Annotated in this window: 20 protein-coding genes and 1 pseudogene; 20 read left to right on the forward strand and 1 reads right to left on the reverse strand. The window is 37.2% G+C overall.

Annotation, left to right across the window (positions count from 1 at the left end; all coding sequences use genetic code 11):
* The first annotated feature begins 8 nt into the window (after nt 1-8).
* From rfbA (EGC80_RS10750) to rfbC (EGC80_RS10845), 20 genes and pseudogenes are all read left to right on the forward strand, one after another.
* Nucleotides 9-872 carry a glucose-1-phosphate thymidylyltransferase RfbA gene (gene rfbA / locus EGC80_RS10750; RefSeq protein ID WP_124012176.1) on the forward strand — a complete coding sequence of 288 codons (864 nt, stop codon included), beginning with the start codon at nt 9-11 and terminating at the stop codon, nt 870-872.
* 18 nt (nt 873-890) lie between these two features.
* A complete protein-coding gene (rfbC, locus tag EGC80_RS10755) occupies nt 891-1,448 on the forward strand; it encodes a dTDP-4-dehydrorhamnose 3,5-epimerase (RefSeq protein ID WP_124012175.1) in 558 nt (185 codons plus the stop codon).
* Nucleotides 1,449-2,270, forward strand: a complete 822-nt coding sequence (locus EGC80_RS10760) for an NAD-dependent epimerase/dehydratase family protein (RefSeq protein ID WP_124012174.1) — start codon at nt 1,449-1,451, stop codon at nt 2,268-2,270.
* 8 nt (nt 2,271-2,278) lie between these two features.
* On the forward strand, nt 2,279-3,787 hold the full coding sequence (locus EGC80_RS10765) for an oligosaccharide flippase family protein (protein ID WP_124012173.1): 1,509 nt from the start codon (nt 2,279-2,281) through the stop codon (nt 3,785-3,787).
* Between the two features lie 114 nt (nt 3,788-3,901).
* Complete coding sequence (locus EGC80_RS10770; RefSeq protein ID WP_124012172.1) at nt 3,902-5,299, forward strand: Coenzyme F420 hydrogenase/dehydrogenase, beta subunit C-terminal domain; 1,398 nt, start codon at nt 3,902-3,904, stop codon at nt 5,297-5,299.
* Between the two features lie 95 nt (nt 5,300-5,394).
* On the forward strand, nt 5,395-6,465 hold the full coding sequence (locus EGC80_RS10775) for a polysaccharide pyruvyl transferase family protein (RefSeq protein WP_124012171.1): 1,071 nt from the start codon (nt 5,395-5,397) through the stop codon (nt 6,463-6,465).
* 322 nt (nt 6,466-6,787) lie between these two features.
* Complete coding sequence (locus EGC80_RS10780) at nt 6,788-7,846, forward strand: EpsG family protein (protein WP_124012170.1); 1,059 nt, start codon at nt 6,788-6,790, stop codon at nt 7,844-7,846.
* 34 nt (nt 7,847-7,880) lie between these two features.
* Nucleotides 7,881-8,960 carry a glycosyltransferase family 4 protein gene (locus EGC80_RS10785; protein ID WP_124012169.1) on the forward strand — a complete coding sequence of 360 codons (1,080 nt, stop codon included), beginning with the start codon at nt 7,881-7,883 and terminating at the stop codon, nt 8,958-8,960.
* Nucleotides 8,961-9,785 (forward strand): glycosyltransferase family 2 protein, encoded by an 825-nt coding sequence (locus EGC80_RS10790; RefSeq protein ID WP_124012168.1) that lies wholly within the window; start codon nt 8,961-8,963, stop codon nt 9,783-9,785.
* Nucleotides 9,785-10,366, forward strand: a complete 582-nt coding sequence (locus EGC80_RS22900) for an acyltransferase (protein ID WP_124012167.1) — start codon at nt 9,785-9,787, stop codon at nt 10,364-10,366. The genes EGC80_RS10790 and EGC80_RS22900 overlap by 1 nt, the downstream gene beginning before the upstream one ends.
* Before the next feature lie 99 nt (nt 10,367-10,465).
* A complete protein-coding gene (locus tag EGC80_RS10800; protein WP_124012166.1) occupies nt 10,466-11,467 on the forward strand; it encodes a CgeB family protein in 1,002 nt (333 codons plus the stop codon).
* Nucleotides 11,468-11,477: 10 nt separating this feature from the next.
* Nucleotides 11,478-12,425 (forward strand): NAD-dependent epimerase/dehydratase family protein, encoded by a 948-nt coding sequence (locus EGC80_RS10805; protein ID WP_124012165.1) that lies wholly within the window; start codon nt 11,478-11,480, stop codon nt 12,423-12,425.
* On the forward strand, nt 12,422-12,970 hold the full coding sequence (locus EGC80_RS10810; RefSeq protein ID WP_124012164.1) for a sugar transferase: 549 nt from the start codon (nt 12,422-12,424) through the stop codon (nt 12,968-12,970). Before EGC80_RS10805 ends, EGC80_RS10810 begins: the two co-directional genes overlap by 4 nt.
* A 306-nt stretch (nt 12,971-13,276) precedes the next feature.
* Nucleotides 13,277-15,211 (forward strand): polysaccharide biosynthesis protein, encoded by a 1,935-nt coding sequence (locus EGC80_RS10815; RefSeq protein WP_124012163.1) that lies wholly within the window; start codon nt 13,277-13,279, stop codon nt 15,209-15,211.
* Nucleotides 15,212-15,319: 108 nt separating this feature from the next.
* The gene (galU, locus tag EGC80_RS10820) at nt 15,320-16,207 is read left to right on the forward strand and encodes a UTP--glucose-1-phosphate uridylyltransferase GalU (protein ID WP_124012162.1); all 888 of its coding nucleotides are present in this window, start codon (nt 15,320-15,322) and stop codon (nt 16,205-16,207) included.
* A gap of 312 nt (nt 16,208-16,519) precedes the next feature.
* Nucleotides 16,520-17,869: a phosphoglucosamine mutase gene (glmM, locus tag EGC80_RS10825; RefSeq protein WP_124012161.1), complete on the forward strand. Its 1,350-nt coding sequence runs from the start codon at nt 16,520-16,522 to the stop codon at nt 17,867-17,869.
* 420 nt (nt 17,870-18,289) lie between these two features.
* Nucleotides 18,290-19,369: a dTDP-glucose 4,6-dehydratase gene (gene rfbB / locus EGC80_RS10830; protein ID WP_124012160.1), complete on the forward strand. Its 1,080-nt coding sequence runs from the start codon at nt 18,290-18,292 to the stop codon at nt 19,367-19,369.
* Between the two features lie 83 nt (nt 19,370-19,452).
* On the forward strand, nt 19,453-20,331 hold the full coding sequence (gene rfbA, locus EGC80_RS10835; RefSeq protein ID WP_124012159.1) for a glucose-1-phosphate thymidylyltransferase RfbA: 879 nt from the start codon (nt 19,453-19,455) through the stop codon (nt 20,329-20,331).
* 2 nt (nt 20,332-20,333) lie between these two features.
* Nucleotides 20,334-21,212 (forward strand): annotated as a pseudogene (gene rfbD, locus EGC80_RS10840) (dTDP-4-dehydrorhamnose reductase).
* On the forward strand, nt 21,209-21,757 hold the full coding sequence (rfbC, locus tag EGC80_RS10845) for a dTDP-4-dehydrorhamnose 3,5-epimerase (RefSeq protein WP_124012158.1): 549 nt from the start codon (nt 21,209-21,211) through the stop codon (nt 21,755-21,757). The pseudogene rfbD and the gene rfbC (EGC80_RS10845) overlap by 4 nt, the downstream one beginning before the upstream one ends.
* A gap of 549 nt (nt 21,758-22,306) precedes the next feature.
* On the opposite strand, the gene EGC80_RS10855 is transcribed toward rfbC (EGC80_RS10845), so the two are convergent.
* A complete protein-coding gene (locus tag EGC80_RS10855) occupies nt 22,307-23,920 on the reverse strand; it encodes a PepSY-associated TM helix domain-containing protein (protein WP_124012156.1) in 1,614 nt (537 codons plus the stop codon).
* Nucleotides 23,921-23,924 lie beyond the last annotated feature (4 nt).

Genomic DNA, 23,924 nt, shown 5'->3' on the forward strand with positions numbered 1-23,924 from the left:
TTTTATATATGAAAGGCATCATTTTAGCCGGTGGCTCAGGTACAAGATTACATCCAATAACAAAAGGCGTATCAAAGCAATTACTGCCTATTTATGACAAACCAATGATTTACTACCCATTATCGGTATTAATGCTGGCCGGCATTAACGAAATTCTCATCATTACTACGCCAGAAGAACAAGATGGATTCATCCGTTTATTAGGTGATGGCAGCCAGTTTGGCATTAACCTAACTTATGAAGTTCAACCATCACCAGATGGCCTTGCTCAAGCATTTATTATAGGTGAATCATTCATTGGTTCAGACGATGTATGCTTGGCATTGGGCGACAATATTTTCTTTGGTCAAGCATTTGGTAAACAATTAAAGCATGCAGTTCAAAACCTATCTGGAGCAACGGTATTTGGCTACCAAGTCATGGATCCAGAACGTTTTGGCGTAGTAGAGTTTGATGAAAAATTTAAAGCATTATCAATAGAGGAAAAACCGATAACACCTAAATCAAACTGGGCTGTTACAGGGCTATATTTTTACAATAATTCTGTTGTCAATATTGCTAAAAATGTTAAACCATCTATACGCGGTGAGCTTGAAATCACCTGTGTTAATCAAGCGTATTTAGAGCAAGGTAACCTAAACGTTGAGCAATTAGGTCGTGGTTTTGCATGGCTAGACACCGGTACTCATGACTCATTGTTAGAAGCATCACAATTTGTTCAGACGGTTGAAAAAAGACAAGGTTTCAAAATTGCTTGTTTAGAAGAAATAGCCTTATTACAGGGTTGGTTAACAAAACAGCAAGTACGCGATATTGCGCAAACCTTAGCTAAAACTGGTTATGGTCAATATTTATTGAACATCACAAAATAAATTCAAAAAGAAACCAATATGAATATTATTAAAACAAAAATTAAAGATTTGTTAATTATTGAACCCAAAGTATTTGGTGACGATAGAGGTTTCTTCTATGAAACATTTCAAGCTGAACGTTACAAAGCTGCGGGAATAGATGCTGACTTCGTCCAAGATAACCGCTCGCGCTCAAGCCAAGGTGTCCTGAGAGGTTTGCATTTTCAAAAAATGAAACCTCAAGGGAAGTTGGTCACGGTAACTGACGGTGAAGTCTTTGATGTTGCAGTAGATTTACGTCCAGGGTCTGAAACATTTGGACAACATGAAGCGATAATTTTAACGGGACAAAATAAACTCCAATTCTATGTCCCTCCAGGTTTTGCACATGGCTTTTGTGTTCTCAGTGATACCGCAGATTTCCAATATAAGTGTACAGATTATTATGATCCTACGGACGAGAGCGGGTTGTTATGGAGCGATCCTGTTTTAGCTATTGATTGGCCTACTATTGAGCCAATACTATCCGAGAAAGATATGCTTCAACCTACACTGTCTTCAATTAGAACTAAATTAATTAATGGCTGGAATTGCTAAATGGCATTATTTACAGTTTTTGGTGGTAGGGGATTTATAGGCTCTGCAATTGTGAGTCAATTAGAACAAGATGGGCATGCAGTACAAGTGCCAGAAAGAGGAGATAAAAGGATATACAAGGAAACACTGGGTACTGTCATTTACGCCGCAGGATCTGGTGACTGCGAGAATGATCCTGTAAATGTAGTCCAAGCCAACTTGAATCTTCTTAGTGAAATAATTAACAATTCTTATTTCGAAAAGCTAGTTTACCTTTCCTCCACTAGATTATATTTAAATCAATATGAAACTAATGAGGCGGTAGACTTAAATATATCAATAAATGATAATCGTAGATTATTTAATCTGACAAAAATAGCTGCTGAAGAACTTTGTTTGAAAAGCAAAAGAAATTTTTTAATTATTAGACCAAGTAATGTTTATGGTTTAGCTGTAGATAGTCCACTTTTCTTACCATCAATTGTTAGAAATGCATTACTTAACAATAATGTCGATATGTATGTAACCCCAGCATACAGTAAAGATTATGTTTATGTAGGTGATTTGGTTAGTGCCATTTTGAAGTTATTAGATAAAAGTATCACAGGAATTGTGAATATAGCTTCCGGTGAAAATACATCAGCAAAGGAAATTGCAAATATTCTTGAGTTACAAACTAATTGCAAGATTAATTGGTTGGTTAAAAATGATGTGGATTATTTTCACCCTATAGACATATCTAAAATTAAAAGTTTTATCAATTATGAACCAGTAAGTGTTGTTGATAATTTAAATAAAATGGTGTGTGACTTTAAGCTATACTTTGATAATAAGAATAGTTAAGGAATGAAATGGCTAGGAGTGAGCGAAAATTCGGTGTTGTTCTCACGTACGTAAATATCTTTCTTAATACATTTGTTATGCTAATTTATACACCTTTTATACTAAAATATTTAGGACAGTCTGAATACGGTTTGTATGCGTTAGCTATGAGTATCTTGACTTATCTGGCCTTGTTAGATTTTGGGTTTGGTAATGCAATAGTAGTTTTAACTTCAAAGTATATAATAAATAACGAACGAAAAAGTCAAGAAGTTTTATATAGTACAGTTTTCACATCCTATTTATTCATAAGTTTTTTATCTGTTATAGGAATGGTAGTTTTTTATTATCTTTCTGACACTATTTTTGCTAAGTCAATGAGTGAAAGTGAGGTTGGTATTTTTAAAATTTTAATATTAATACTTGCTTTCAACATAGCGATTTCAATACCTGGAAATATGTTTAGAACAATACTTACTGCTTATGAGAAATTCATATTTATAAATGGGTTAAGTATTATAAGAGCTTTAAGTATTCCTCTTCTAACTATAGTTGCTATATTTTTTGAATACCGAACGATAGCTATGATTGCTTCAGTTACAATAGTTAATTTGCTATTTCTGTTTGTTCAATATGTTTACTTTAGAAAACATGTCAGTATAAGTGTTGGTTTTGGACAGTTTGACGTTAAAGTATTTAAACTAGCATTTAGTTATTCTATATTTGTTTTTATCGCTACTATTGTTGACCAAGTTAATTGGAATTTTGGTCAATTGGTTGTTGGCGCTTATAGAGGTACTAGTGAAGTTGCTGTTTATTCAATAGCACTCTTGTTTAATACAACATTTATTATGTTATCTACAGCGGTTAGTAATGTGTTGTTACCAAAGGTTTCAAAAATGATTTCTGACGGAGCAACAGATAATGATTTGTCTCTGGAAATGATTAAAATTGGACGTCTCCAGTCATATATAGTTTTGTTAGTGTTATTCGGCTTTGCACTTTTTGGGAAAGTTTTTGTGGTTTTCTGGGCTGGAAAAGAATACGAAGATGCTTACTATTTAACTCTAATTATAATGGTCCCATTATCTATACCGCTTATGCAAAATTTGGGGTTAAGTATATTAAAGGCAAAAAATAAGTTTGTATTTAGAGCCATGTCTTCACTTATTATGTCTTTTTTTACAATTTTAATGTCGTTGTTGTTAACTAATGAATATGGTTATTGGGGGGTAGCAATTTCTATCTCTATAACATTCTTTTTATTAAATGGCGTTATAATGAATGTCTACTATAAATATATTGGCCTTAACATACTCAGTTTCTGGAAACAAATTTCGATAGTTATTTTAGTTATGCTCAGTGTATTTTTCTTGTTTTTTATGTATATCCAATTAATTGAAATAGATTCAATTTTTAAGTTGGTTTTTAACATTCCAATATTTATTTTTATTGTCTTTGTTACTTTATACCTGTGCGTGATGAATGAGTATGAAAAAGGGATTATTAAAAGTATTACCAACAAGACGTTTTTTTGATTGTTTATATTGAGTATGCTAAATGCTACACTGTATGCCTTTTAATTGTGGTTTATGTATTTTTAATTCAATAATTTAATTTTTAAGTTGTTACATAGAATGTGAGAGAAAGTAATGAATGTAAGAGAGTTTAATAAAAAACGGATTTACAGCGAAGTTAGCGGAGTTACTGCATTTGTTGAACCCAAAATAAAAATTAGACTCAACGATTTTGGATTATACGAAGAGTTGATTAATGCTCCTGAAGATTTTATATTAAACCCTTTAGTTGAAAAAGTCTCACCTTATTTAAATGCGACAAATAATGAAAGTTTTATAGCTGAAGAATTATATTCTAAAGTAGAGGACATTTGTTATGATAAACGAGTTGGATACTATGATTCCCTGTATGTTGGGCATGTAGTTGAAGGCGATTACCGTAAAAATGCTAGTTCAGGTGGGATGGGCACATGGATATTTAAGGCATTACTGGATGAAGGGGAAATTGATGGCGTCATCCATGTTAAGAATAATAGTGATAAAAACTCTAAAATATTATACAAGTACGAAATTTCTAGAACGGTCGAAGAAGTTTTAGAAGGAGCAAAAACAAAGTATTATCCAGTTGAGTTATCAGAAGTCCTTAACATAATAAAAGAAAACAAAGGGCGTTATGCAATCGTTGGTATTCCCAGTTTTATCAAAGCTATTAGACTTGTTTGTTTATATGACCCCATCATTAACGAAAGTATAGCTTTTACTGTAGGGTTAATATGTGGTCATCAGAAAAGCTCAAAGTTTTCCGAGTATATGGGGTGGCAAGTTGGTATAGAGCCTGGGAACTTGAAGGCAATAGACTTCAGGCATAAGCTCGCTGACAGACCCGCCGACTCTTATGCAATAAGTATGACTGGTTATATAAATGGTAAACTATCTACTGTAATTAAAGCCAAATCTGAGTTAGATGGACAAAATTGGGGTTTAGGTTATTTTAAACCATTAGCTTCAGATTTTACTGATGATGTTTTTAATGAGACCGCAGATATCGTTATCGGTGATGCTTGGCTTCCTGAATACACCTCAGATAGTGGTGGAAATAATATCGTTATTGTAAGGGACCAAGCTATAAGTAGGATTTTACTTAATTCAATAGAGACTAATAAATTAAGCATGAAGCCAGTCGGCGTTGATAAGATCTTTTCCTCTCAATCTGCGCATTATAGACATACTCATGATGAATTAGCTTATCGGTCACTTAGTCAGAAAAAGAAAAATATCTGGTTTCCTCAAAATCGTGTTTCGCAATCTAATGAAATAACTTATCTACGAGGTAAAGTACAAAACTTAAGGATGGATATAGCAGAACAGTCACATAGTATTTATCAAGAGGCTGTTAAGCGTAAAGATTTGAATTATTTTTCTAATAAAATGAATGGTTTGAATTTTAAATATAAACTAGTTTATTACGTAATGGCTATAAAAAACAAAGGATTCAAAGGCTTGTTGGATAAGGTCTTTAAAAGAGAAACCTAAAAATGTTTTTATTTAGCTCTTTAATAAAAAAGTTTTCTATTTTGGGTTATGATCGAATTTTTAAAATATCAATTTCTAATATTTAAGGTCTTAAAATGAAAGTTGCAGTAATCACTTTTCCTTTAATTAATAATTATGGTGGAATTATTCAAGCGTTTGCTATGATGAGGTTGTTAGAGGATTTAGGTCATGAACCTGTACTAGTTAATTTTCAATCAGAAAGTAAATTAAAGTCGATAAGTAAATTTATAATTAAGAAATATTTTTTATTTTTCATGAGTCGTTTCAAAAATGTTACACTTACTTTGAAAAATAAAGAACTAGCTAAGTTCGTCGATGTGTATATAAGTCCAAAAACTGACCCAATTTATAATAGCCAAGATCTTAAAGATTATTTTCGAAATAATAACTTTGATGCATGTGTAGTTGGTAGTGATCAAGTTTTTGCAAAAATGGGCTATACACACTTTGATAATGATTATTCACTTGGTTTTGTTAAAGATGATGTTATTAAACTATCTTATGCGGCCTCTTTTGGAGCAGATCGATATCAAGGTGATAGTCAACAGATAGAGTTCCATAAAAAAAACCTAAATAGATTCTCTGGTGTATCAGTAAGAGAAGAGAGTGGTGTTAACGTTTGTAAAGAAACTTTTTCCGTAGACTCAATACATGTTTTAGATCCTACAATGATGATATCGTCATCTTACTACTTAGATATAATCGCTGCAGATAAAACAGAACTTTCAAATAATAACGAATTATTTGCTTACGTTTTAGATTCTGATGAAGTTAAAACTAATGCCATTCAAAAATTTGCTAAGAATAAGAAATTGTCCATGAGACAAATAAATGATGGTAATGCTTCGGCTGACGTTATATCTATGGAAAAATGGATTGGCTCAATCTATAACGCAAAGCATGTCATTACAGATTCTTTTCACGGCTGTGTATTTTGTATTATTTTTAATAAGCCATTCCATTGTTATATTAACCGAAAGCGCGGTGCTGATAGATTTTTCTCTCTCTTGAAGATGTTTGGTCTTGAAAGTCGTATTATTGGTGATAATATCTCTGACGAAATTATAGATTGGAGTACAGTTAATGCTAAGTTAGAAGTAAATAAGTCTAAATCTCTAGCTTTTCTAACGATTCACTTAGTTTAGGGCGGGTGATTTTTTCTAAATATAATATTTTCATTTTAGTTGTATAATTTTTTATCTGCTATTAATATCCGTTTGATACGATGATTTAGCCTTGTAGGAGAGTTCTTTAAAGATGTATTGGTTTTTCTGGGCTTCTGTCTATTGTTGAAAATGAAGTTGTAGTTAATTCAAAGCTAAAATTGTAAAATACTCTTTTTGTTCTTCAGCCATTTTTAGAGTACTGTTACAGCATGTCACCAATTTTTGGCATATAAATTTCTTATTTTGATATCTATTTTGTGCACTTATTCGAACTGTTTTATTATTTTTTTAGGTAGTAATAATGATTACATACCATATTATTTTCATTTTGTTAATTCTGTTTTGGATCCTAGAACGCTTCAACCTACTGGTTTCAAGATATGTCCCTATTTTTTTCTCATTTATATTTGTTCTGCTTTTTACTAGCTTAAGGGGCGATGTAGGTCAAGATACTTCTAATTATTTAATTATGTTTAACTCTCCATTAGAATATAAGAGTCATGTAGAGTTAGGTTATTACTTGTTTTCTAGCTCTGTAAGTTATCTAGGGCTTAGTTTTAATTCTTTTTTATTTCTAATTGGTTTTTTTTCATTGTCATTTTATTATGTTTCTATATCAAAATTTGTGCCAACAGGTTTTGTTGTAATTGCTTTTTCAATTATATTCTGTGATATGTATATGTACTTTAATATTAGTGGTCTTAGGCAGGGTGTCGCCCTCTCTATTTGCTTATTAGCTGCATACTATGTCATTAATGGATATGTTATTAGGTTTTTTATTTTACTTTCATTGGCAATTCTTTTTCATAAGAGTGCATTTGTATTTATTCTAGCTTACCCAATATCTAAATTGAATGTTAAATATGATTCCAAGCATCTTTCGTTTCTGTTTTTAGGTGTTTTATTACTTTCCTATATCGTTAATTTTAAATTAGAAAGTATGGTTTTCCTTAATCAAATTAAGGGGGCTGCAATGTATTTGTCAGAGTCTTATAATGAGTTCTCATTTACTTCATATCTCATAGGTATCGTTCGTAGAGTTTACCCTATTATTTTGTCCATTATATTTTTCAGCAAGTTGAAAAGTGACAAAACTGCTTTGTTTGTATTTAATATTTATGTTTTTGGTTTCCTTGCGTATACTGTTGGCTATCCAGTTCTTCAAGATGTAACCGTAAGGCTTACTAGTTATTTCCTTATTTTTGAATCAGTTTTAGTCGTGCTCATATTGTCGAAGTTAAATCGTCACGCTAATGTATCATTATTGGCAATTGTTATTTTCTTACTTGTCTACCTGAAGATTATGGTATACGCAAATCTACCAGCTTTTGAGTACAAATATATTGAAGGTATACTTTGAACCTGTTCATTCCCTCTTATAAATAGTAATAAAAATGAAAAAAATAATTTTGTATATTAGTAGTATGAAGCCCGCTGGAGGTATTGAGCGAGTAGTCTCTACTTTAGCTAATGAGTTATGTAACGATTATGAAATAACTTTGCTTGTTAAAGACAATGGTGAATCTTTTTATTACTTAGATAAAAGGATTGAAGTATTAAGTTTAAATTGCGCACTAGACTTGAATATGAGGTCAAGATTTTCGAGAGGTTTAGGCTTATTGAGGAACTTGTTCGTTTCGGCATATAAGTTAAGGGCGCTATTTTATAGGTGCAATTTTGACTATATTTATGTCACAACTCCAGTATCTTTTTGGGAGTGTTTTCTTACAGGTAGATGCAACAATAAAATTATCGCATCTGAGCATGGAGCAAGAGTTAACTATAATATCATCTACAGGGCCCTTAAGGTTGGGTATAAATTTTCTCATTCTTATATGATACCAACGAAAACTGATTTTGATTATTATATGAACAGCGGGTATCCTGCTGTTTATATCCCACATCTTCGGCCTGCATTACCTTACTCTATTAGCAAGAATGACGTAAAAAAAGTAATTAATGTCGGAAGATTTACGGCTGATAAACAGCAGTTAGCTTTAATCAGAATGTGGTCCGAGTTAATAAAGGAAAAAGATCACATAGACGAGTGGGAATTGATTCTGGTTGGTACTGGTGAGTTAGAATATGAAATTATTTCTCTCGTTGAAGAACTGGATTTATCTAACTCTGTTAAGTTAGTGCCTCCTAGGAAAGATATTGAAACAATTTATTCGGATGCTTCTATTTTTGTACTGACATCAAGCAGTGAAGGTTTTGGAATGGTTGTCTTAGAGGCTTTGTCTTTCGGGTTGCCTGTAGTGAGTTTTGATTGTCCTTCTGGCCCCCGGGATATAATTGACGATAATCTTGATGGGTTACTCGTTGACTTGAATGATTTTGAAGGCTTTAAAATCAAACTATATTCTTTAATGTGTGATAAATCATTGAGAGAAAAAATGTCTCTTCATGGATTTTCTAAAGCAAGTGTTTGGAATCAAAGTAACATTTTATCAAAGTTTAAGGGTTTATTCTAAATGATCACTATCATCCTACCTGTGTATAATGCTTCGAAAACAATTTTAGCTACATTGGTATCCGTAAAAAACCAAGATATATCAGATATTAATGTAGAGTTGATAATCATAAATGACGGATCGACAGATGATAGTGAAAAGTTAATAACACAGTTTATATATGAAAATAAACATATGGATATAACTTATATATTTAAAGAAAATAGTGGGGTTTCGAGTTCTCGCAATTTAGGTATAAGTAAAGCTAAATATGATTGGGTTGCTTTCATCGATTCCGATGATGTCTGGGCTGATAATAAATTAGCTGAGCAGATACTCATTATCAACAATTCAGCATTCAATATAGACTTTATCGGTTGTGCTAGGAATGATGAAATCCTAAGTCTTTACGGTAATAAAATTAATAAATTACATAAGGCTTGTTATAAAGAGCTGTTGATTAAGATGTTTCCGCAAACTTCCACAGCAATGGTCAAGAAATCAGTATTAGATAGAGTTGGTGGTTATGATGAAACTATGACTCACTCTGAAGATGGTGATTTATGGATCAGGATTTGTTTTGAATATGATTTTTATTATATGTCAGAATCGTTAGTTGTAACCGGTGGTAATAAACATAATTTTGGTGAGTCTGGCTTATCAGCGAACTTATTGGCGATGGAAAAAGGTGTTCAGTATACTCTCTTGAAGTTGTATAATAGTAAAAAGATAAGTATATTTTTTTATGTTTTTTTGAGAGTTTTTTGTTATTTAAAATATGTTAGAAGATTACTTATTTCCTCTTATATTCGGAGGGTGAATAGTAAACCTAAAGGGGATTTATAATGGTGTACCCTAAATTTTTTTGGGCTTTTAGGTTATTTGTTTTATCTATTTATTATAAAAATATAAAGTTTCCTGGTTATTTAGGGAAACCTATAATATTACTCGGTATCAAAAATATTCGAATAGGTCGGAAGGTTAGGATATTCCCTAATTCAAGAATAGAAGTACATGGTGAGAATGCTTATATCAATATCAATGATAATGTTACTATAGGACAAGGTTTTCATGCTACTTCCGGTGGTGAATTGAATATAGGCTCTGATACTGTAATCACTGGGAACGTAGTTGTAACTAATATCGATCATGAATATAAGAACATCCATTTGTCTGTTCTTGAACAACCTAATCTAATTAGTTCGACCTCAATTGGCGAAGGTTGCTTTATTGGGTTCGGAGCAATAATACAAGCTGGTACAACTCTTGGTAAACATTGTGTTGTAGGTGCTAACTCGGTTGTTCGTGGTAAGTTTCCTGATTATTGTGTGATAGTTGGCATCCCGGCTAAAATTGTAAAACGATATAATATCGATAGTAATTCATGGGAACGGACGAATTCTAAAGGTGAGTTTATAAAGCATTAAGCTTAGTTTATTCATATTTTTAACACTTATTTATAATGGTAACCTTTTTTGTGGAAATTTTTATATTAATTACGAACTGTTATATGCGATGCTTACCTTATGTTAAAGAATAAAAAAGTTTTACTGATAGTTCCTTCTTTCTTCGGTTACGAGCTTGATATTGTTAAAGAAATGGTAGCGCTAGGTATCGAGGTTGACTATTTTGACGAAAGGCCTTTTAAGTCTTCCATTGCTAAAATAATAAATAGGCTAGACTTGAAGTTTATTATGCGGCGTTATATTAGTCGTTATTTTGAAAGTATACTGAAGCAAAGTGTTAATAAAAGATATGACTACCTATTGGTCATATCACCTGAAACGATAGGGACCAGTTTTGTAAGTGAACTCAAAGCTATTAACCCGAACATTATTTCTATTTTATACATGTGGGACTCATTTGGTAACAAAGCTAATGCAAGAAAATTGTTGCCATTTTTTGATCATATTATTTCATTTGATCCTGGTGATAAATCGATAAACACTGACATTCAGTTTTTACCTCTTTTTTTTAACAATGACTTCAATGCCAGCTATAATGAATTAATTCACGAACAGCTTTACTCAGTATCTTTTGTTGGCACAGTGCATAGTGATAGAGTTAAGTTAGTTAAACAGATTATGAAGCAGTTCGAAGATCGAGGAGTTAAAACATTTAGTTTTTATTATTGTCCTAGCAAACTGTTATTTATCCTAAAAAAACTGTTTACTAAAGAGTATGATTTTATATCTTATTCCGAGGTTTCTTTCAAGCCTATGTCAAAAACTGAAATAAAGACTATTTTTTTACAGTCTAACGCAGTCATCGATATTCAACATCCAGCCCAAAAGGGGTTGACGATGCGTTCTTTAGAAATGCTGGGCTTAGAAAAGAAACTTATAACGACTAACTGCGATGTTAGAAGTTATGATTTTTTTGATGAAAGAAATATTTTGGTGATTGACAGGATTAACCCTCATATTCCAGATGATTTTATTAACATGAAATATACGCCTCTTAGTCACGAGTCCCGCTTGAAGTATTCGCTACGTAGTTGGATTTATTCTGTTTTGAACATAACCTGAGGTTTTTGCAGTGAATAGTTATCTAACTTCTCATGAACCTGAACATATTTTGTTAACTGGGGCAACTGGCTTTATTGGTTCTCATGTAAATGAGCTACTAGACTATCGGTGCACTGTAGCGGTTCGAAAACCCGTTATTGAGTCAAAAAATAGTAAAACTATCATTTTGTCCAAAATTCTTGATACTGATTCAACGGTAAATTATTTTAAAGATATCAATGCAATAATCCACTTAGCTAGTATTGCACATAAAAAGCACATCGACTTCGAAGAGTTGCAGAGTGTCAATGTTGAAAATACTTTAAAATTAGCTAGAAATGCATTAAAACATAATGTGAAAAGGTTTGTCTTTGTCAGCTCTATTGGTGTCAATGGTTTGTCTACATTAGACAAGCCATTTTCAAATTTGAGTTTGCCGGAACCACACAATCCCTATGCTAAATCTAAGTTGGATGCTGAACTAGCTTTAAAAGAGTTAGCTCGTGAAACTGCTTTAGAGCTCGTAATTGTACGACCTACATTAGTTTACGGTGCACAAGCTCCTGGCAGCTTTGGTTCGTTAACCAAGCTTGTTCATCTATTACCATTCTTACCTTTTGGTTTGGCGAGTAATAAGCGAGACTTTATTTACGTTCAAAATTTGGCCAGCTTACTAATAACTTGTGCTAAGCATCCAAATGCAGCAGGTCATACTTTTTTAGCTTCTGATGGTGAAACTGTTTCTATTAAAGAGTTCACTAATGAGATAGCAGGGGGGTTAAATAAAAATTTAATTCAACTTCCTTTTCCTGTTAGTCTTATGAGGTTATCTGCTCGTTTAATGGGTAAATCCGCAATGGTGGAACAATTACTAGGTAATTTACAGGTGGATTCATCTAATGCTCAGGAAGTTTTAGGCTGGACTCCCCCTTACACAATGAAGCAAGCAATGGCTTCACTTTCTGAGAAAACAAAATGATTCGTGTATTAGATTTTTTTGCTGCATTCTTCGGTTTACTTCTTTTATGGCCTGTTTTACTGGTTGTTACCTTTATTGGCATGTTTGATACTGGTTCACCCATTTTTGTTCAAACTCGTGTAGGCAGAAATAAAAAACCGTTTAAATTGATAAAGTTTCGTACTATGTCGGTTGAAACACAATCAGTAGCTAGTCACTTAGCCAGTAATGCTTCGATTACAAAATTGGGGGATTTTCTGCGTAAAACTAAAATTGATGAGTTACCACAACTGATTAACGTGGTTAAAGGTGAAATGAGTTTAGTTGGTCCTCGTCCTAATCTTTTTAATCAAGAAGAGTTAATTAAAGAGCGTGATACATTAGGTGTTTATGATGTATTGCCTGGCGTGACGGGGTTAGCACAAGTTCAAAATATTGATATGTCAACGCCAAAGCTTTTAGCTCAAACAGACAAGCAGATGATTGATACGCTGAATATCAAAAACTATTTTAAATACATCTTGATGACGGTCACGGGTAGTGGTTCTGGCGATGCTGTAAAATAGGTCTATCTATTGGTGAACAGTTGCTAAGTGATTAACCTGATTAGGGTTGTTTGCCTTCACTGTGTCTCAATGTCACCGAAACAGTGAAAAAGGTGTCTCAGCGGCTTCTTTCATCATTTATCAAAAGGTTGTTGAGTCGTTATTTGCTATGATAGTTTTAACTGGCTTAACGCTATCATTAGCTTTACGCCTTATTGCACAGAGATAAAAGCATCTTGTGCTAAACTCACCCAGCTCATTTTTCCCGTAGTCTAGCCGTGTTGTAAGATGTAATACATTATGAAATTGATTAATTTGGAGCTAAAAATGGATTTTTTGCAACGTATATTTTCTTTACCCCGCAATCAAAAACGTTTGGTCAGTTTAACGATCGATTCGGTATTTTTAATTTGTGCTTTTTGGGGCGCCCTTTTAGTTCGACTTGATGATATCAGTGTATTGAGTAACAGTACCTTTTGGTCTGTTATTTTAGTTGTTATGCCGATCAGTTTAGTCGCCTTTGCTAAATTAGGTTTGTACCGTGCAGTGCTTCGTTACATGGGATTACAAGCCCTGGTAGCTATTTTAGTCGGTATTACTGTTTCAACTATTTCACTAGTGCTAGTGTCTTTTTATGCTGAAGCGAATATCCCCCGCACTGTTCCACTGATTTATGCTGCATTTTCACTTGTGTTTATTGGCGGTTCAAGAACGATCGTTCGATCTATTGTCGGTTCTGGAATGAAGCGCAGTGGCGAGGCGGTGATTATTTATGGTGCTGGCGTGAGTGGTAGGCAGTTATTGACCTCATTAGTACAAAGTCACGAATATTATCCATTTGCCTTTGTTGATGACGATGTGTGCTTGCATGGTACTGTTATTCAAGGTGTTCATGTTCATTCGCCTTCTATAATCCGTAAATTGATTAAACAAAAATCGGCAACTAAAGTGTTACTTGCTATGCCAAGTGCTAGTCGTGCAAAGCGCCAAGAGATACTCACTCGACTCGAACCGTTAGCCATCCAAATATTGACCATTCCCGCAATGGCCGATTTAGTTAATGGCACCAAGCTTTATAGTGATATTAAAGAAGTGGAAATTGATGACTTACTTGGCCGTGACGCAGTAAATCCTCGCGAAGACCTTTTGTCTGCCAATATTAAAGATAAAGTGGTCATGGTGACGGGTGCCGGTGGTTCAATTGGGTCTGAATTATGTCGACAGATTTTAAAGCAGTCGCCTAGAAAGTTAGTTCTTTTCGAGTTGTCTGAATTTGCCTTATATGCCATTGATCGTGAATTAAATGCCACAGCAAAAGAGCTCGGACTAGATGTTAGAATTTTACCTATTATGGGTTCTGTTCAGCGGGAAAATCGAGTACAAGCTGTTATGCAGTCGTTTGGGGTACAAACGGTTTATCATGCTGCTGCGTATAAACATGTACCTTTAGTTGAACATAATGTGGTTGAAGGCGTGCGTAACAATGTATTTGGTACGCTTTATACCGCTAGAGCGGCGATTGCAGCAAAGGTTGAGAAATTTGTGCTGGTTTCAACGGATAAAGCCGTGCGTCCGACCAACGTGATGGGTACGACTAAACGCATGGCAGAATTAGTATTACAGGCGTTATCTCGTGAGCAAAATAAAACGCGTTTTTGTATGGTGCGCTTTGGTAATGTGCTCGGTTCATCGGGTTCAGTGGTGCCTTTGTTTAGAACTCAAATCGCTAATGGGGGGCCGGTTACGGTCACACACCCTGAAATTACTCGTTTCTTTATGACCATACCTGAAGCTTCACAATTAGTTATTCAAGCTGGAGCCATGGGCAAGGGCGGCGATGTATTTGTGCTGGATATGGGTAAGTCAGTAAAGATTGTTGATTTAGCTGAAAAAATGATCCGCTTAAGTGGTTATGAAGTTCGCAGTGATAAAAACCCAGAAGGTGATATTTCAATCGAGTTTAGTGGTTTACGCCCTGGTGAGAAACTATACGAAGAACTGCTTATTGGTGATGATGTAACGGGTACTGAACATGAACGGATTATGACTGCAAATGAATTGTATTTAACATGGGCTGATTATTCGGTGATTTTAGATCGTTTAGATTTGGCTTGTCATGAATTTAATCATGAAGCTATTCGTGACATTTTACTCAAAACCCCTACAGGTTTTGCGCCTACTGATGGTATTTGTGATTTAGTTTATCAGCAAAAAGCTAAAAATCTTGCCGCTGCCAAAAAAGTCATTAGTTTTGCATCTTAAATTCTATTATGACTTTGATGCATTTAATTCATCGCTAATTAATCACTAACTATAGGGTTAGCCTGAATCTAAATATTAGATTTAGGCTCATTTTGACAAGGATTTTAAATGAAAGTTGTTATTCCTGTTGCTGGTCTTGGTACCCGTATGTTGCCAGCCACTAAAGCGATCCCAAAAGAAATGTTACCATTGGTTGATAAGCCGCTTATTCAATATATTGTCAATGAGTGTGTTGCTGCCGGTGTGAAAGAGATTGTGCTGGTGACTCATGCCAGTAAAAATGCCATTGAAAACCACTTTGATAAATCCTATGAGCTTGAGTCCACTTTAGAGAAGCGCGTAAAACGTCAGTTGCTTGAAGAAGTGCAAGCGATTTGTCCTAAAGACGTGACGATTATGCAAGTGCGTCAAGGTGAAGCCAAAGGCTTAGGTCACGCGGTGTTGTGTGCTTACCCATGTATTGGCAATAATGCATTTGCAGTTGTATTACCCGACGTGGTGTTAGATGAATATACCGCTAATCAAAAAACTGAAAACTTAGCTGCGATGATAGCGCGCTATCAAGCGACATTTGCCAGCCAAATTATGGTGGCCCCAGTACCTGAAGAAGATGTGAATAAATACGGGATTGCTGATTGTGGTGGTGTAGATATCGCCCCAGGTGATTCTGCTAAAATTAAAGCTATGGTTGAAAAACCTGATGTTGGTGAAGCACCGTCAAATTTAGCCGTAGTGGGCCGCTATGTGTTGTCTGAAAAGATTTGGCGTTTACTGGCGAAAACGCCTGCCGGAGCCGGAGATGAAATTCAGTTAACTGACGCCATTGATATGCTGATTGAGCAAGACACGGTTGAAGCTTTTAACATGACCGGTAAGTCGCACGATTGCGGTGACAAACTAGGCTATATGAATGCTTTTGTTGAATATGGTCTACGCGATGCAAAGCTAGGCGCAGACTTCAAACAAAGCGTTGAGAAGATGCTGCTTGATCAATAACACTTAATTATCATGTACTTTTAAACCAACTCTTGTGTAGTTGGTTTTTTGCTTTTTTGAATTGGCTAAAAGCCTAGAGGCTAGAGCGCTGCGCTGCTAGGACGCTTCGCGGCTAGAGGCTATAAAAGAAAACAGCATAGCGAAGCGACTCTAGCAGGACGAAGTCCGACTCTAGCAGCCGCAGGCACTCTATTCCTAGACCCTAGCAGGACGCAGTCCGCTCTCTGGCGAGCCTGCGAGTTCCTAGAATCTAGAACCTAGCAGTGACGAAGTCACGCCCTAGGTACTTAAATTTTTTATATTGGAGTTTTTATGTCTCGTAAGTATTTTGGCACCGATGGTGTGCGTGGGAAAGTAGGGACGTTTCCGATCACCCCTGATTTTGCAATGAAGTTGGGTTGGGCGGCGGGTAAGGTTTTAGCGTCTACTGGTACCCAAGAAGTGTTGGTTGGTAAAGATACCCGCAGTAGCGGTTATATGTTTGAATCGGCTATGCAGGCTGGGCTATCAGCTGCGGGCGTAAACGTGGCACTCGTTGGCCCTATGCCAACGCCAGCGGTGGCGTATTTAGCCTCGACCTTTAGAGCGGATGCGGGTGTGGTGATTAGTGCATCACATAATCCTTTTTATGATAACGGCATTAAGTTTTTTTCCAATGATGGCACTAAGCTAAATGATGAACAAGAGCTCGCCATTGAAGCGCTGTTAGAGCAAGCCCTTAATCATAATGCTATGCAGTGTGTGGCGTCTGAAGATTTGGGTAAAGTAAGGCGTATTAATGACGCGGCAGGTCGTTACATTGAGTTTTGCAAAGGGGTATTTGCTAAAGGCTTAACCTTAGCAGGGCTTAAAATTGTGGTGGATAGTGCTAATGGTGCGGCTTATCATATTGCGCCCAATGTGTACCGTGAGTTAGGTGCTGAGGTGATTAGCATTAATGATAAACCTAATGGGGTTAACATTAATGACCGTTGCGGCGCGACCCATTTAGACAGTTTGCAAACGGCTGTGATGGCACATGAAGCTGATTTAGGTATTGCGATGGACGGTGATGCTGATCGGGTTATGTTTGTTGATCACAATGGCCACATAGTAGACGGCGACCAAATTTTGTATATTTTAGCCAAATCGGCTAAACAGCAAGGCACAATGGCAGGCGGTGTGGTTGGCACGTTAATGTCTAACCTCGGCCTTGAGATTGCCTTAAAAGCACTGGATATTCCGTTTAAACGCGCCAAAGTGGGCGACCGTTATGTCGTTGAACAATTAAAACAGACTGGCTGGCGCATTGGCGGCGAAGGCTCTGGGCATATCTTACATCTTGACCATGCCTCTACGGGTGATGCGGTAGTGGCGTCGTTATTAGTGCTGCAAGCGGTATTACATTCCGAGCAATCGTTGGCCGAGATAGTATCGGGTATGAAAAAGTTACCTCAAGTACTGCTCAATGTTCGATTAACCGCTAACAATGCTGATGAGATATTAGCATCAGAAGCCGTAAAACAAGCAGTGATTGAAGCCGAAGCAATACTTGCCGAAAATGGCAGAGTATTATTACGTAAATCTGGCACCGAACCGCTTATTCGTGTAATGGTTGAATCAACCGATCCTGAAATGTCACTAGTACAAGCAGAGCATATCGCTAATGCAGTTCGCGCCTAACAAGAGCGGACAGCATTGTCTAGGCGCGCAGTTAAGCTATGACGTTAGCGTTTAGTTCGCGTCGGTTAGGTGATTAACCACCGCTATTTGATTATAAAAAAGCAGCAATCTATTTGCTGCTTTTTTAATGCTTGTAATGCCTCGTTTCAGTGATCACTTTTTAATGGCATTTAAAGTGTTTTTTAAGGCGTAAATTGAGTATACCGTTCGGTTACATTCGTTATTTTACATCTCAATTTATATGGGGTTTGATTCAGTCAATCAGATAGTTAAGGTTGATTGGGTATCGCAACCCATAAATAGACTATCCGTTTTTGACACACTTCATCCGCCTCAACGCCGTGATTTCCGTTATAATTATCCATTAAAGTTATGTCGGACTGATATTTAGGTCATTAAACAGATCTTGGAAGCATTTTAATGAAAATTCTAGTCACAGGTGGCGCTGGTTTTATCGGCTCTGCAGTAGTGCGCCATATCATCAATAGCACTCAAGATAACGTCATTAATGCTGATAAACTGACCTATGCAGGTAATCTTGAATCGTTAGCGAGTATAGCGTCAAGTGATCGATATGTTTTCGAGCAAGTCGATATTTGCGATCGTGCGGAATTAGACCGAGTGTTTAAACAGCATCAGCCAAATGCCGTAATGCACCTCGCAGCAGAATCTCATGTTGATCGCTCCATCACTGGTTCATCAGACTTTATCCAAACCAATATCGTTGGCACTTATATGCTGCTTGAGGCGACGAGAGAGTATTGGAATACCTTGTCATCTGACGCTAAGCAAGCATTTCGCTTTCATCATATATCTACCGATGAAGTGTTCGGTGATTTGCCTCACCCAGATGAGTTGCAAGGCCATAGTCCAAATGAAGCGTTAGCATTATTTACTGAAAACACTGCTTATGCGCCAAGTAGCCCTTATTCTGCATCAAAAGCATCAAGTGACCACCTAGTGAGAGCATGGTTACGCACCTACGGCTTACCTACTGTGGTGACTAATTGCTCTAACAACTACGGCCCTTATCACTTTCCTGAAAAATTGATCCCATTGGTGATCCTTAATGCGCTAGAAGGCAAGCCGCTTCCTATCTACGGTAAAGGTGATCAAATTCGTGATTGGCTTTACGTTGAGGATCATGCCCGCGCACTTTATAAAGTGGTCACCAGTGGCAAAGTCGGTGAGACCTATAATATTGGTGGGCATAACGAAAAGCAGAATTTAGAAGTGGTACAGACTATTTGCACCATCTTAGATGCTCTAGTGCCTAAAGACACGCCTTACGCTGAGCAAATCACTTATGTGACAGACCGCCCCGGCCATGATCGACGATATGCCGTTGATGCGAGTAAAATCAGTAATGAATTGAACTGGCAACCACAAGAAACTTTTGAAACGGGTTTACGTAAAACCATCGAGTGGTATTTAACGAATCAAGATTGGTGTCAACATGTCCAAGATGGAACTTACAAAGGCGAGCCGTTAGGCATTTAATCTCATTACTGCAATTATTGATCTGTTGTCCTAGATTTATGATCCAAAACCTAGGGCCTTTTCATCTAGGAACTTATTTACACATGAAAGGCATTATTTTAGCGGGCGGCTCAGGGACTCGTTTATACCCACTCACGAGAGGGGTATCCAAACAGTTATTGTCCGTGTATGACAAGCCAATGATCTACTATCCATTGTCAACATTAATGCTGGCTGGGATAAGAGACATATTGGTTATTACCACTCCAGAAGACAGCGAAAATTTTAAACGTTTACTCGGTGATGGTTCTGATTTCGGCATTCAGTTGAGTTATGCATTACAAGTATCACCAGACGGTTTAGCGCAGGCATTTTTAATTGGCGAAGAATTCATTGGACAAGACAGTGTTTGCTTGGTGTTAGGTGATAACATCTTTTATGGGCAATCCTTCAGTAAAATATTGCAGAATGCCGCTAGCAAGGACGGTGGCGCCACAATATTTGCCTATCAAGTTAAAGACCCTGAAAGATTTGGTGTGGTCGAGCTTGATGTCAATATGAACGCTATATCGATAGAGGAAAAGCCCGCTAAACCTAAATCAAATTATGTTGTGACGGGTTTATATTTCTACGACAACAGCGTTGTTGAAATGGCAAAACAAGTTAAGCCATCACATCGCGGCGAGTTAGAAATAACCACGTTAAATGAAATGTATTTAACCAAGGGTAACTTGAAGGTAGAGTTGCTTGGTCGTGGTTTTGCATGGTTAGACACAGGCACATATGATAGCTTGCACGAAGCGTCTTCTTTTGTGCGTACTATAGAGAATGTGCAAGGGCTTAAAGTGGCCTGTTTAGAAGAAATAGCCTGGCGCAACGGTTGGTTAAGTACGGATGTTCTTGCTAAATTGTCTGCACCGATGATAAGCAGCAACGATGGTCAATATTTAGCGAATTTAGCTGGTTCGGTTTACGAGGCTTAAGTATGAACATATTGGTCACAGGTAAAAATGGCCAAATTGCTAGGTGTTTAGTTAAGCAACTTAGTACTCTACCAGATGTCACCTTGTTTGCATTAGATCGTGATCAGCTTGATATAACAGACCCTATTAAGGTCAATAAGGTTATTGCTGAGTTTTCACCCAATATCATTATCAATGCAGCTGCTTATACCGCAGTTGATAACGCGGAACAAGAAAGCGCATTGGCCTATGCAGTTAATCGTGATGGCCCTAAATACCTAGCTGTTGCAGCGCATCAAATCAATGCCATTATTGTCCATATTTCGACCGATTATGTTTTTGCTGGTGACAGTCTTGCCGCTTATGTTGAGACTGATAACACCGAACCTCAAAGTGAGTCTGGCCGAAGTAAACTCGCTGGTGAACAAGCGGTTGCACGAGCGTGTTCGCGGCATATTATACTCAGAACCAGTTAGACATTTGCTGAGCATGGGCATAATTTTGTCAACACTATGCTGCGTCTTGCTAAAACCAAAGCGTCTATAGGGGTTGTTGCCGATCAGTTTGGCGGCCCAACCTATGCGGGTGATATTGCCAATGCCATAGTGACAATTGTGAAACAGCTCGTTGATGGTCATCAAGCCTACGGGATATACCATTATTCCGGTTTTCCTCATGTCAGCTGGCATGCTTTTGCGACAAAAATTTTTGACCTTGCGGTAGCGCAAGGCGTATTGAAACAGCCCATTCAAGTTACCCCTATCACAACGCTAGACTATCCCCTCCCCGCAAAGCGCCCAGCAAACTCACGTTTAAATTGTGATAAAATCAATCAAGAATTTGGTCTTGTGCAAAGTGATTGGCAAGCCGCATTAGTCAACATTGGAGAGTATTCACGATGAACGTCATCACTACACAAATTCCAGATGTGAAGATTATAGAGCCCACCGTGTTTGGCGATGATCGTGGCTTTTTTATGCAGACGTGGAGCCAGCAACAGTTTGAAGCACTCGTGACAGGCAAGCCTACCATTTTTGTACAGGATAACCATTCCAAGTCGAACAAGGGAACATTACGCGGTTTACATTATCAAACACAACACACTCAAGGAAAGCTGGTACGTGTCGTGGGCGGTGAAGTGTTTGATGTGAGCGTCGATATTCGTAAAGGCTCACCTACCTTTGGTCAATGGGTCGGTGTTTACTTATCTGCCGCCAATAAACGCCAGTTGTGGATCCCTGAAGGCTTTGCCCATGGTTTTTATGTAACAAGCGATCAGGCTGAGTTTATTTACAAATGTACTGATTATTATTGCCCTGGATCTGAAGAGAGTATTGCCTGGAATGACCCCGCTATTGGCATTCAATGGCCGTTAACTAACCCACCTTTATTATCAAATAGAGATGCTCACCAAAGTGTATTGCTCAAGCACGCACAATGTTTATAACATTGTGCTGCGCTTCTAGGGCGCTTCGCTGCTAGGACCTAGGGCCTATAACCTAGAACCTAGCAGGACGTAGTCCGCTCTCCGCTCTCTGACGAGCCTGCGAGTCCGTCTTCGGCACTTTTTTATTTTTGGAGTTTTTTAATGTCTCGTAAGTATTTTGGCACCGATGGTGTACGCGGTAAGGTGGGAACATTCCCTATTACGCCTGATTTTGCAACTGCCCATGCTTTTAAGTAGCCTACTAGCAGCTTTAGGCGCGGTAATGGCTTTATTACTAACGTGCGTTTTTTTACTTGCCATCACTGCCGTACTGGATGGGTTCAAGGTTAAGAGGATATTGGCCACCTCAAACTTGATTGGTTAAAAAATACGGACCGTTTGAGGCTTATATACCAAAGTATTGTACCAGACTCAATTTCAGGCAATTATTGTGGCACTGTCAGTTAAATCAGAGCATAAGTCGTCGAGGTAGTGGTTGGATTAATTCTCCGATGGAGCGATTCTTCAGAAGCTTGAAACGGAATGAATCTAACCACTAGCTCCACACTGCTAATCTAAAGCGGGTTCAGCCGTTAATTCGGCCACCCTTGTCTCGTTGTTGGAAGACAGAGTTTTTATCGCCCAAATACCAACAATAATAAACAGAAAAATTCCCACTTCAACACCAACAACAGCTCTAAAGCCATCATGCCATAACAGTATAATCTGCTCACTAAACATCAACCAATCAGCCAGTAAGGTCAGTATTAATACTGCAACTGTGGCAAAAATCACCTGTCCGAGATAACGCCTTTTACTATCCACTCTATAAGCCAATAACATGGTTGCCACTAAGCTGATAACAAAGGCATAGACCATCACGTCGGAGCGCATAGATATAGACGCTGGTATTATCCGCTCACACAAAAAGGCCACAGCGGTCGCCAAGACTAAACCACCACACCCACCCACCGATAAACCTCTTACAAACCTAATGCTGCGAGCCGATATGTTCTGCTGCAAGCTGCGTTTATCAAGCCATAGCATATTACCTGCCACTATCATCACGCAAATGGCGATAGACAATATGAAGTAAAGAATACGTACATCAACTCCGGCAAAGTCGCCAAAGTGCAGAGTGGCGATAATCTCACGCCCTTTACGAAATACGTTGTAGTTATTGATGTCTGTTTTATTCAGTAACTCGCCGGTTTTAACGCGATAGAAGAACTCATCATTTTGTGAAAAATGAGAGAGGTTTTCTCCTCGAATTTGGATGATGGCTGCCTCATCTCCGTAGTTATAAAAGATGACATTACTGATATTGAAGTCATCTCTTTGTCTCGTCTCGGCGATGATTTTGTAGGCCGGTGTCATATCCAGTGGCTGCTCTATGCGTTGTTCATCAAACAGAGTAAAACCCGCATCTTTAAATAAGCTATCTTGGTCTCCTTGATAGATAAAAATCACAAAAGCTATTTGGTAAACAATGGCTAAGTTAAATACTAAGCCACTTAAGGCATACATCAAGGTGAACGGCAGAGTCATCACTCCCACCACATTGTGTAAATCCAGCAATTTATCTCGGCGATTCTTATCTGTGCGGTACTGAAAAAAGTGACGGTACAATTTTTTCGCATGAATAAAAATGCCTGACGCTAGGGCAAAAAAGAAAAACAAACTGATAATCCCTACGATATAAGTGCCCGCCGGCAAGTTCAGGTTGTAGTGCAATTGATATAAAAAATCACCTAAGAAAAAATCTTCTTTATTCGCTACCGTTTTACCAGATTGGCTATCAACAAGTAGCGAAGCCACTTCACCGTGATCATCCTCATTACCCTCTTCGCGAACAAGGTCGAGATAGACTTTATAGTAAGGATCATAGTGGGACGGCATTTGCACCATCAAATGCTCTTGGTAATCAAAGGGGTACATCGCTAACTTTGCTTCAACTATCTGCTGCAATGGCATTGCTGGCTGTTGCATCGATACCGGAAATTGCGGTGCCACGGCCCATTGCTTGACCTCTTCATAAAATAGCGTGACAGCGCCAGCCCAAAAAATAAGAAACAATAACGGGGAGATAATTATCCCTATCCAACTATGTGACTCGGTTAAGTTTTTAATCACTTTATTCGGTGGTGTATTTGGCATTTTGGCATTTAAAGTTCGAGTATTCATTTTG

It is taken from the genome of Shewanella psychromarinicola (assembly GCF_003855155.1).
In the GTDB taxonomy this organism is placed as follows: Bacteria; Pseudomonadota; Gammaproteobacteria; order Enterobacterales; family Shewanellaceae; genus Shewanella; species Shewanella psychromarinicola.